This is a genomic window from Actinomadura sediminis, from assembly GCF_042675525.1.
GTDB classification, from domain to species: Bacteria; Actinomycetota; Actinomycetes; order Streptosporangiales; family Streptosporangiaceae; genus Spirillospora; species Spirillospora sediminis.
In genome coordinates this window covers 1-10,583 of sequence record NZ_JBHTJA010000157.1, presented here as the reverse complement: position 1 = coordinate 10,583, position 10,583 = coordinate 1, and the positions used below count along the sequence as shown (strand labels likewise).

Below are 10,583 nucleotides of genomic sequence, written 5' to 3'. Positions count from 1 at the left end.
TTGGGCGGCGCGCCGGGCGGCGCCCCGGCGCCGGGGCGTGGGCCGTGGCGGTGTGGGCGGCGGCGATCGTCGCGGCGTTCGCGGCCGGATGGTGGCTGCGGCGCGCCGGGATCGCCACCGAGGACGACCTTCCGCCGCTGCACGCGCGGTTGCGGGAGAGCCCGCTGACCTGGGAGCTGCTCGCCGCCGCGGCCGTCGCCGCCGCGGGCGGCGCCGTCCTGCCGGTGCTGGCCGCGCGGCTGCCGTGGCGGTGGGTGCCGCCCGTCGCGTGGGCGGGCGCCGCGCTGTGGGCGGTGGCGCTGGCGGCGTCGGACGGGCCGGGCGCCCTCGCCGCGCCGCTGGACGCGCCCACCGAGTACCCGGCGGGGATGGCGCAACTGCGCCCGGACGTCCTGGAGTGGCTGCGCACGTTCACCGAGCGGCTGCACGGCTACACCACGCACGTCCGCGGGCACCCGCCCGGGCCGATGCTGGTGCTGTGGGCGCTGGAGGCGGCCGGGCTGGGCGGCACCGGGTGGCTCGCCGCGGCGATCATCGCGGCCGGGTCGTCGGCGGCGGCCGCGATCGCGGTCACCGTGCGGTGCACGGCGGGGGAGGAGGCCGCGCGGGCGGCCGTCCCGTTCCTGGTGCTGGCGCCGCTGGCGTTGTGGGTCGCGACCGCGATGGACGCGTTCTTCCTCGGTGTCGGCGCGTGGGGGACGGCGCTCGCGGCGGTCGCGGCGCGCCGCGCCGGGCGGGCGGCGTTCCCGGCGGCGGCCGGGGGCGGGATCCTGCTCGGGTCCCTGCCGTATCTGAGCTACGGGCTGCTGCCGCTGTTCGCCGTCCCCCTCGCCGTGCTGCTGCGGGTACGTCCCCGCCGGGCCGTGCTCGCGGCCGGCGCGGCGGGGCTGACGGTGGTGCCCGCCGCCCTGACCGCCTTGGGCTTCTGGTGGCCCGACGGGGTCCGCGCCACCCTCGACACCTACCTGGTCAGCGGCGGGTCGGCGCAGCGGTCCTACTGGTACTTCCTGTTCGCCGACCTCGCGGTGCTGGGCCTGCTCACCGGCCCCGCCGTCGCGCACGCCCTGCCCGGCGCCTTCGGCGCCCTGCGGCGGGCCGCGCGGCTGCGGGCGGCCGTGCCGGGGCTCGGGACGGCGCTGCCGGCGGGCGCGGCGCTGCTGGGCACCCTCGCGCTGGACGTGTCCGGCGTCACCAAGGGGGAGGTGGAGCGGATCTGGGTGCCGTTCGCGGCGTGGCTCGTGGTCGCCGCGGCCGCGCACCGGCCCCCGGCGCGGGCGTGGCTGGCCGCGCAGGCCTGCACGGCGCTGGCCGTCCAGGCGCTCGTCCTGTCCCACTGGTGACCGCCGCGGCGCCACGGCCGCCCACGCCCCGACCTGCGAGAACATCGGCATCGAGATTTTTTCGGGAAAAGATCCGGCGGGATGTCGATATGGCGGCGGCCCGTTCGACGTGTCAGTGAAAGGACGATGAAGCACCCACCGGAAGGACCACCGCCATGACCGCCACCCACATCCCCGCCGCCGCCACCGCCGCCGCGACCGCCGCCGGCGCGACCGGGCGCGCCACCGGGAACCGCCGCACCGCGCGGCGCGTCCTGTGGGGCGCGCAGATCCTCATCGCGGCGTTCCTGCTGTTCGCGTCCGGGCTGCCCAAGCTCGTCGGGCAGGCCGACGCCGTCGAGGCGTTCGCCGCGCTCGGCTGGAACGACGCCATGCGGTACTTCATCGGTGCCGTCGAGGTCGCGGGCGCGATCGGCCTGGTGATCCCCCGGCTGGCGGGCCTGGCCGCGACCGGCCTCATCGGTCTGATGATCGGCGCCGCCCTCACCCAGCTGCTGGTCATCGAGCCGGCGTGGGCGCTGTTCCCGGCCGCGCTCGGCGTCGTGTTCGCGGTCGTCGCCTGGGACCGCCGCGCCGAGACGCGCGCGCTGCTGGCCGACCCGCGGACGCTCCTGCGCCGCTGACCCGCACCGCAGAGACCTGCACCGCGCGAATCCGCACCGCGCGAATCCGCACCGCCACGGCGGGCGATCGGGACACCGGGTCCCGGCCGCCCGCCGTACGCGCGTCGCGGTCCGGTCAGGACGGCGGCCACGTGACGATCGTGTGCCCCCAGGTCAGGCCCGCGCCGAACCCCGCCAGCAGCACCAGGTCGCCGGGCGCGGACGGGCGGGCCCGCAGCGCGGTGTCGAGCGCGTAGGGGAGGCTGGCGGCGCCGATGTTGCCGACGTCGTGCCCGGCGATCGCGAGCTGCGCCGGCTCCAGCCCGGCGTCGGGCGCCAGCGACGCGACCAGTGCGGGGTTCGGCTGGTGCGGCACCACCAGCGCCAGGTCGGCGGGCTTGATCCCGGCGCCGTCCACCGCTTCGGCCACCAGCCGCGGGAACGTGGCGGCGATGAAGTCGCGGACCGCGCGGCCGTCCATGTGGATGGTGTGGCCCCGCTCCGCCAGCGTCTGCGCCGACGCCGGGCGGCGGCCGCCGCCCGCGGGGATCAGCACGTCGCCGGCGCGGGTGCCGTCCGAGCCGAGCGTGATCGGCCCGATCCCGTAGGGGGACGGGACGGGCCCGACGACCGCCGCGGCGGCGCCGTCGCCGAACAGCGCGGCCGTCCCCCGGTCCCCGGGGTCGAGGAACTTGGAGTACACCTCCACGCCGATGACGAGCGCATGGGGCGGTGCGCCCCGCTGGGTGGCCAGCCACCCGACGGCGGACTGCAACCCGTAGACGAAGCCGGTGCAGGCGGCGGCGACGTCGAACGCGGCGGCGTGCCGGGCGCCCAGCAGCGCCTGCACGCGGCACGCCGTGGACGGGCCGAGCTCGTCGGGGGTGGAGGTGCCCAGCACGATCAGCCCGACGTCGTCGGGGCGGATCCCGGCGTCGGCCATGGCGCGGCGCGCGGCGTGCGCGGCCAGGTCCGAGGACGCCTCGGTGTCGGCGGCGACCCGGCGCTCGCGGATGCCGGTGCGGCGCTCGATCCAGCCGGGGTCCAGGCCCAGCGAGCGCGACACCTCCTCGCTGCGGACGCGCCGCCGCGGCAGGTGGGAGCCGGTGCCGCGGATCGCCCAGCCGGGCGCGCCGGCCGGGCCGGAACGAGGGGTAAGAGGGGGACGAGGGGAGTCGTGCGGCCCGCTTTCGCGGGGCCCGGTCGTCGGTCGCTGATTCGGCCAGGTCATGCGTCGCTCCCTCGCGCCCGGCTCGCCGCCGGTGATCGTGGTCGGCTGCATTCTCGGCTGACGTTCACGATCGGCCGTTCCGGCGAACGGCGGGCGGACTCCCGCCGGACGCACCGCCGGCCCCGTCGAGCGCCCGGAATCCCGCGGAACGCGGGTTTCCGGGCGCGCACCAACGGTTGCCAGACCGATCCCATAAGTGAATAATCCCATTTCGGGATTTCCGTTCTATATCGAGACGTTCAGCGGCCTTTATCCAAAAAGAAATGAGAGTCTTCCTTCCAGGTAAGGAGACACCGCGTGGCCTCGCCCTCCTTCCACCCGGCCGACGACCTCAAGCCCGATGACGTGTGCGCGTTCCTGTTCGCCGGAACCGGATCGGCCGCCGTCCCCGACCTCCCCGCCCTGTCCCGCTCCGGGCCCGCCGCCGCACGCGCCGTCGCCGACGTCCTGGACGCCGTCCAGGAAGGCCTGCCCCGCACCGGCTGGCCGTCGCTGCGCACGATCCTGCTGGACGACCCCGCCGCCTACCGCGACGCCGCCCGCGCCCCCGGCGTCGCCCAGCTGTGCGGGTACGCCGCGTCCGTCGCCGTCGACCGCGCGCTGCGCACCGCCGGGGTGACGCCCCGCATCGCCGTCGGGCAGAGCTTCGGCGAGATCGCCGCGACCGTGTCCGCGGGCGCGTTCACGATCACCGACGGCGCCCGCATGGCCGTCGCGCTCGTGGACGTCCTCGCCCGCCGCGGCGCCGGCGGCGGCATGGCGCTGCTGGAGACCGGCGAGGACGGCGCCCGCGACCGCATCGCCGCCGCCGGGGCGCCCGACGTCGTCGTGGCCTGCCTCAACGCCCCCGGCGTCACGGTCGTGTCCGGGCCCGACGCGCCCCTGGAGCGGGTCCTGGACGCCGCCCGCGCCGGCGGTGTCCGCGCCGTGCGGCTCGCCGTCCCCTACCTGTCGCACCATCCCGCGATGGCCGGCGCCGACGACGAGTGGTACGAGACCATCCGCGCGTTCCCGCAGCGGCCCCTGGAGATCGCGGTGCACTCCCCGGTGCGCGGCCGCGCCTACCGCGACGACGACGACCTGCACCGCGCCCTGGCCGACTGCATCGTCAAGCCCGTCCGGCTCCCCGAGACCCTGCGGCAGGTCGACGCCGCGGGCGCCACCGTGTTCACCGAGGCCGGCCCCGGCGACGCCCTGTGCCAGTGCGCCCGCCTCACCCTGCCCGGCGCCCGCGTCCTGGTCCCGCTGCGCGACCGGCCCCGCCGCCCCGCCGGCGGCGGTGCCGGATCGTCCGGTAAGGCCGCCTCCAGCGCGATCACCGACCCCTCCGCCTGACGGGAGCACCCGCGATGACCCACACCGCCCACGACGGCGGGCACCACGGCGAGCACGGCGGCCGGCACGGCGGCGCGGGCACCGCGCCGATGGGCGCGGACGGCGTCCCCGACCCCGACCTGCTGGCGTTCGCGCGCGGCGGCGCCCGCGACGACAAGGTCCGGGCCTGGATCGCCGAGGCCGTCCCCGCCGACTGCTTCACCTACCCGGACGGGCTCACCGCCCGCGAGCACCAGGCCCTCACCTACCGGCGGCTGCGCCGCGCCGGGCTCGCCGCCCCGCCCGCCGCCGAACTGCTGGACGACCCGCCGCTGCTGTGCGCGCTGCTGGAACGCGCCGCGATCGCCGACCCGGCCCTGTTCCACGTCACGATGCTGCACTACACCCTCGCGTTCGGGCCCGTCCTGCGGTTCGGCGGCGGGCAGGACGGGCGGGACGGCGCGGGCGGCGCGGCGGGCGCGGCGCTGGCGTCGATGGAATCCTTCGGCACCCTGCTGATGACCGAGGTGGGCCGCAGCAACAGCCACCTGTCGCCCCGCACGATCGCGCGCCACGACCCCCGCACCGGCGGGTTCGTCCTCACCACACCCGACGCGGCGGCCGCCAAGTTCCCCACCAACACCGCCCACCCGGCGGTGCCCAAGACCGCCGCCGTCTACGCCACCCTCGAGCACGGCGGCGAGGAACGCGGCGTGTTCGTGTTCATGGTGCCGCTGCGCGGCCCCGGCGGGCGCATCGCCGACGGCGCCCGCATCGTCCCCGCGCCCGAGACGACCGGCCTGCAGATCGACTACGGCGCCGTCCGCCTCGACGGGCTGCGCGTCCCCTACGAGGCGTGGCTGCGCGACGGCGCCGACATCGGCCCGGGCGGTGCCTTCCACGACCCCGCCGGCACCCCCGCCGCCCGCCTCACCCGCTCGATGGCGATCGCGCCCGCGGTGTGGCGGGCCGTCATCTCCGCGTCGGCCGCGATCACCCGCGCGTCCGCCGGGATGCTGCTGGCGCACTCCGCCGGCCGCGCCACCCTCGGCCGGCTCGCGCCCCGCCGCGCCCTCACCGACTACCGCAACCAGCGCGAGGCGGTCCTGTCGGCCCTGGCGTCGGGGTACGCGCTCACCGCCGTCGCCGCGCACGTCCAGGCCCGCCGCACCTCCGCCGACGCGCCCGGCGCGACCGCGGGCGGCCCCGGCGACGCCGGGCCCGACACCGCGTGGGCGCCCTGGTCGGCCGTCGACCGCGACCTGGCGCTGCTGAAGGCCGCCGCGACCGTCCAGGCGCAGGAGACCGTCTCGGCCTGCCGGGTGCACAGCGGCGCCCCCGGCTTCGCCGCCGTCGAGCGGCTCAACGCCTACCGCGGTCTCGCCCACGCCTACATGAACGCCGGCGGCGACAACGAGCTGATCCTCTACGACACCGCCCGCGCGATGGCCGACCTGGACCGCTACAGCCCCCCGCCCGCCGAGCCCGGCCCGCCCGACGACGGCGACCTCACGTCCCCGGCGGTGTGGCGGTTCCTGGCGTGCGAGACCGAACGGCGGATGCGCGACCGGCTCGCCGCCCGCGTCGCCGCGGCCCGCGACGCGGGCGCCGACGCGTTCACCGCGTGGAACGACAACCTGGTCCTGGCCGCGCGCACCGCCACCGCCTGCGCCGACCGCATCACCCTGGAGATCCTCGCGCGCACCCTGGACACCGGGCCCGCGGCGCTGCGGCCCGTGCTGACCCTGCACGCCCTGGACTGGATCGACCGCCGCGCGGCCGACCTGCTCAACGAGGGGGTGCTGCCGCCCGGCGCGCTGGACGAGGCGTGGGCGGCGCGGCGCCGCGTGTGCGACGACCTCGCCCCGCGGGCCGGGGACCTGGCGGCCGCGTTCGACCTGCCCGCCGAGGTCACCGCGCCCACGTCCTTCCTCGCCGGCCGGCCCGCCCCGGCGGCGGACGGCGGACGGTGAAAGCAGGGAAAAGCCCGCGCCACGCCGCGACTTGCCCGAGGATGCGGGGGAACCCGCGCGAGGTGACTACCGTTCTCGTAGGAGACTCGTAGAGACCTGCGCGGGTGACCGGCATCCGCATTCGATACGGAGGTAGCAACAGTGGGAGTCAGTCTGAGCAAGGGCGGCAACGTCTCGCTGACGAAGGAGGCCCCCGGACTGACCGCCGTGGTGGTCGGTCTGGGCTGGGACGTGCGCACCACGACCGGGACCGACTTCGACCTGGACGCCAGCGCCCTGCTGCTCGACGCGGAGAACAAGGTCCTGTCGGACCAGCACTTCGTGTTCTTCAACAACCTCAAGAGCCCCGACGGCTCCGTCGAGCACACCGGCGACAACCTCACCGGTGAGGGCGAGGGCGACGACGAGCAGATCCAGGTCGGGCTGTCCACCGTCCCGGCCGAGGTCAGCAAGATCGTCTTCCCGGTGTCGATCTACGACGCCGACAGCCGCCAGCAGAACTTCGGCCAGGTCCGCAACGCGTTCATCCGCGTGGTGAACAAGGCCGACAACAGCGAGATCGCCCGCTACGACCTGTCGGAGGACGCCTCGACCGAGACCGCCATGGTGTTCGGCGAGCTGTACCGCAACGGCGACGAGTGGAAGTTCCGCGCCGTCGGCCAGGGCTACGCCTCGGGCCTGTCGGGCATCGCGTCCGACTTCGGCGTGAACGTCTGACGCACGCGGCCGACCCGCGGGGGCGGGGCGGCCCCGGGCCCGCCCCCGGGCCGCCCCGCCCCCGCACGCCCGGCGCCCGGCATGCCGGGCCTCAGCGGGCGGGCCTCAGCCGGGCGGGACGACGGCCATGGCCTCGATCTCGACGAGCAGGTCGTCGCGGACCAGCCGCCGCACCTCCACCAGCGACGCCGCGGGGGCCAGACCGTCCGGCAGCATCTCCTCCCGGACGGCCCGCACCACGCCGACGCCCCGGGCGTCCAGCAGGAAGTACCCCAGCCGCACGACGTGCTCCCAGCGGGCCCCGGCCGCCGTCAGCGCGGCCCCGAGGTTGGCGAACACCTGCCGGGTCTGGGCCTCCAGGTCGCCGGGCCCCACCAGGTTCCCGTCCCCGTCCAGCGCGATCTGGCCGCTGAGGACGACCAGCCTGCCCGGCACGTCGGCCGACACCGCGTGGCTGTAGCCGGGGCCGGGCGGCGGCCCCGGCGCGTTGATCTCCCGTATGCCGGTCCCCGCGCGCGGACCGCGCCCGTTCAGCGGATCATGCTCGTTCACGCGGGCACGCTACCGGGGCGCGAGGAGCTCTTCGCGCAGCCGGGTCTTGAGGATCTTCCCGCCGGGGTTGCGGGGCAGGCCCTCCTCGCGGAACCACCAGTGGGCCGGGACCTTGAACGCCGCGATCCGCCCGGCCAGGAACTCCCGCGCGTCCTCGGCGGTGAGCGACGCGCCGGGCCGCGGGACGAGCACCGCGCCGACCTCCTCGCCGAGCACGTCGTGCGGGACGCCGATCACCGCGCAGTCGGCCACCGCCGGATGCTCGTACAGGGCCGCCTCCACCTCGGCGCAGTACACGTTCTCCCCGCCGCGGATCAGCATGTCCTTGGCGCGGTCGACGATGTAGACGAACCCGTCGGCGTCCAGCCGGGCGAGGTCGCCGCTGTGGAACCAGCCGTCCACGAACGCGCGGGCGGTCTCCTCGGGCCGGTTCCAGTAGCCCTTGATGACGTTGGGCCCCTTGATCAGCAGCTCGCCGACCTCGCCCGCCGGCAGGTCGGCGCCGTCCGGCCCGACCACCCGGACGTCGCAGACCGCCACCGGCGGGCCGACGCTGTCGGGACGCTCCAGGTAGTTGACGCCGCCGTTGTAGGTGGTGACCGAGGACGTCTCGGTCAGCCCGTACCCGTTGCCGGGCACCCGGTCGGGCAGCCGCTCGCGGATCGCGTCGACCAGCGCGGGCGCGGCGGGGGCGCCGCCGTAGCTGACGCCGGTGAGGCTGGAGGTGTCGTAGTCGGCGAAGTCGGGGGCGGTCAGCACCTGCCACGCCATGGTGGGCACGCCGCCGAACCCGGTGACCCGCTCCCGCTCGATGAGCCGCAGCGCCGTGGTGGCGTCCCACTTGTACATCAGCACGACGGTGCCGCCCTGCAGGGCGCTGGACACCAGCACCGAGTGGCAGCCGGTGGCGTGGAACAGCGGGACGCTCAGCAGCGTCACCCGGCGCTGCGGCGCCATCAGCTCCGCCAGCGGGCGGCCCGCGCGGACCCCGGCGGACGCCAGCCCGTAGGCGAGGCCGATCGGATTGCCGGTGATGTTGCGGTGGGTGCCCAGGGCGCCCTTGGGGCGGCCGGTCGTGCCGGACGTGTAGAAGATCGTCGCGTCGTCCTCGGGTTCGAGCCCGACGTCCGGCGGCACGGCCGCCGCGGGCCCTCCGGCGGCGGCCAGCGCGGCGTCGACGACCGCGTCGAAGTCCTCGGCGCCGCGCGGCGGGCCCTGCTCGCCGGGGCGGGCGACGAGGACGGCGGCGTCCAGGCCGGGCAGGACGCCGGCGAGCCGCTCGGCGCGCTGCGCGTCGGCCACCAGCACCCGCGCGCCGCTGTCGCGCAGCCCGAACTCCAGTTCCCCGGCGCTCCACCAGGCGTTCAGCGGCACCGCGACGGCGCCCGCGGCGGCGGCGCCGAAGAACGCCACCGACCACTGCGGGTAGTTGCGCATCGCGATCGCGACGCGGTCGCCCTTGCGCACCCCGTACCGCTCGACGAGGGCGCGGGCGAACGCCGCGGCGCGCGCGTAGTGGGCGGCGAAGGTCAGCCGGTCGTCCTCGTAGACGATGAAGTCGGCGTCGCCGTGCGCGCGGGACGCCTCCAGCACGTCCCGCAGGGTGGGCGGGGCGTGCTTCCACACGCGGGTCCGCACCCCGCGGATGTCGATCTCGTCCATCTCGAACGGCTGCCCGGGGGCCGTCATGGCCGCCCGGACCTCGGCGATGCTCTGCACGTTCGCGCCTCCAGCGTGTCGCGGCGCCCCGGCCCGGCACCGTACGCCGAACGTGGTTCGGTGCGCCGTTCCGGAAATGTATGACCCGCGTCACGTCCCGGTCAACGCCCCGGGCGTGCGGCGGCCGCCCGCGCGGAGGCCGCGCCCGCCCGTCCGGAGCGGTGATCTCCACCTGCGACAATGGGGACATGACCGAGCGCGGGCCTATCGAGTACTGGCTGTCGGACATGGACGGCGTCCTGGTGCACGAGGGGCGGCCCGTCCCCGGCGCCGAGGAGTTCGTGGACCGTCTGGCCGCCTCCGGCAAACCCTTCCTGGTCCTGACCAACAACTCCATCTACACGCGCCGCGACCTGTCGGCGCGGCTGGCGGCGCTGGGGCTGCGGGTGCCCGCCGAGGCGATCTGGACGTCGGCGCTGGCGACCGCGCGGTTCCTGGCCGACCAGCGCCCGCAGGGGTCGGCGTACGTGATCGGGGAGGCGGGCCTGACGACGGCGCTGCACGAGAACGACTTCGTGCTGACCGACATCGACCCCGACTACGTGGTGCTGGGGGAGACCCGCACCTACAGCTTCTCCCAGATCACCAAGGCCGTCCGGCTCATCGAGGGCGGCGCCCGGTTCGTGGCGACCAACCCCGACCCGATCGGCCCGTCCCCCGAGGGCGCGCTGCCCGCCACCGGCGCGGTCGCCGCGATGATCACCCGGGCGACGAACGTGGAACCGTACTTCGTCGGCAAGCCGAACCCGCTGATGATGCGGACGGCGCTGAACGTCGTCGGCGGGCACAGCGAGTCCACCGCGATGATCGGCGACCGGATGGACACCGACATCGTCGCGGGCGTCGAGGCGGGGCTGGAGACGATCCTGGTGCTGACCGGCGTGACCCGCGAGGACGAGATCGGCCGGTTCCCGTTCCGCCCGTCGCGGGTGGCGGCGTCCATCGCCGACCTGATCGACCTCGTCTAGGGCGGCGGCGCGGCCGCCGCCCCGGCGCCCGCCGCGCCGGCCGCCCCCGTTACGATCGGTGACGATCATCTTCTCGCACCGGCGGCCCACCGGGGACGTCCGCGGGCCGCGAGCGGCTGCGCGCGGCGGCGTCCCGCCCGCGGCCCCGGCGCCCGGCCGCCCGCCGG

General features: G+C 76.4%; 9 protein-coding genes. 6 read left to right on the top strand and 3 right to left on the bottom strand.

The window, feature by feature from the left end:
• Both ACFQ11_RS35355 and ACFQ11_RS35350 read left to right on the top strand, forming a co-directional pair.
• The coding region (locus ACFQ11_RS35355; protein WP_378306866.1) for a hypothetical protein at positions 1-1,340 on the top strand (1,340 nt) is incomplete at its 5' end.
• 155 nt (positions 1,341-1,495) lie between these two features.
• Entirely contained in the window at positions 1,496-1,963 is a 468-nt protein-coding gene (locus ACFQ11_RS35350; RefSeq protein WP_378306864.1) for a DoxX family protein, read from the top strand.
• 115 nt (positions 1,964-2,078) lie between these two features.
• Here ACFQ11_RS35350 and ACFQ11_RS35345 read toward each other — a convergent pair whose 3' ends face one another.
• On the bottom strand, positions 2,079-3,173 hold the full coding sequence (locus ACFQ11_RS35345; RefSeq protein WP_378306862.1) for a 3-oxoacyl-ACP synthase III family protein: 1,095 nt from the start codon (positions 3,171-3,173) through the stop codon (positions 2,079-2,081).
• Between the two features lie 297 nt (positions 3,174-3,470).
• On the opposite strand from ACFQ11_RS35345, the gene ACFQ11_RS35340 reads away from it, so the two are divergent.
• The 3 genes from ACFQ11_RS35340 (at position 3,471) to ACFQ11_RS35330 (ending at position 7,177) form a co-directional block, all read left to right on the top strand.
• A complete protein-coding gene (locus ACFQ11_RS35340; RefSeq protein ID WP_378306860.1) occupies positions 3,471-4,508 on the top strand; it encodes an ACP S-malonyltransferase in 1,038 nt (345 codons plus the stop codon).
• Positions 4,509-4,522: 14 nt separating this feature from the next.
• Positions 4,523-6,460: an acyl-CoA dehydrogenase gene (locus ACFQ11_RS35335; RefSeq protein WP_378306858.1), complete on the top strand. Its 1,938-nt coding sequence runs from the start codon at positions 4,523-4,525 to the stop codon at positions 6,458-6,460.
• A 141-nt stretch (positions 6,461-6,601) separates the two neighbouring features.
• Positions 6,602-7,177, top strand: a complete 576-nt coding sequence (locus tag ACFQ11_RS35330) for a TerD family protein (protein ID WP_378306856.1) — start codon at positions 6,602-6,604, stop codon at positions 7,175-7,177.
• A 105-nt stretch (positions 7,178-7,282) separates the two neighbouring features.
• Here ACFQ11_RS35330 and ACFQ11_RS35325 read toward each other — a convergent pair whose 3' ends face one another.
• Together ACFQ11_RS35325 and ACFQ11_RS35320 are read right to left on the bottom strand one after the other, a co-directional pair.
• Positions 7,283-7,729, bottom strand: coding sequence for a RidA family protein (locus tag ACFQ11_RS35325; RefSeq protein WP_378306854.1), 447 nt, complete (start codon positions 7,727-7,729; stop codon positions 7,283-7,285).
• A gap of 9 nt (positions 7,730-7,738) precedes the next feature.
• Positions 7,739-9,448, bottom strand: coding sequence for a class I adenylate-forming enzyme family protein (locus ACFQ11_RS35320; protein WP_378306852.1), 1,710 nt, complete (start codon positions 9,446-9,448; stop codon positions 7,739-7,741).
• Between the two features lie 188 nt (positions 9,449-9,636).
• Between ACFQ11_RS35320 and ACFQ11_RS35315 the strand changes: the two genes are divergently transcribed.
• Positions 9,637-10,416 carry an HAD-IIA family hydrolase gene (locus ACFQ11_RS35315; protein WP_378306850.1) on the top strand — a complete coding sequence of 260 codons (780 nt, stop codon included), beginning with the start codon at positions 9,637-9,639 and terminating at the stop codon, positions 10,414-10,416.
• Positions 10,417-10,583 lie beyond the last annotated feature (167 nt).